This window comes from Staphylococcus rostri (genome assembly GCF_002902145.1).
Lineage (GTDB): Bacteria > Bacillota > Bacilli > Staphylococcales > Staphylococcaceae > Staphylococcus > Staphylococcus rostri.
Genome location: NZ_PPRF01000150.1, coordinates 1 through 208 on the forward strand (window position 1 = coordinate 1; position 208 = coordinate 208).

A 208-nucleotide genomic window follows, 5' to 3' on the forward strand; every position below is an offset into this window, starting at 1 on the left:
GATCACACATGATTACCACAAATGAAACATGCACACGTGAACTTAGCGATACCGTAAAGCAACGGTACAAAATAGACACTGTTGGTAAGTCGCCGACAGAGTTGCAGAAAGAACTAGAGTGACGTGGCGTGAAGGGCTTTGTGGTTAAGGTACATCACAACAAAGTAACAATGCTAGTTGCACGTTCAGATATTAAAAATAACAGGGA

The 208-nt window shown here is 41.8% G+C and carries 1 pseudogene; it reads left to right on the forward strand.

Annotated features, from left to right (window positions below):
* Nucleotides 1–8 precede the first annotated feature (8 nt).
* Nucleotides 9–208, forward strand: a pseudogene (locus CD122_RS12425) (hypothetical protein); the annotation flags it as partial.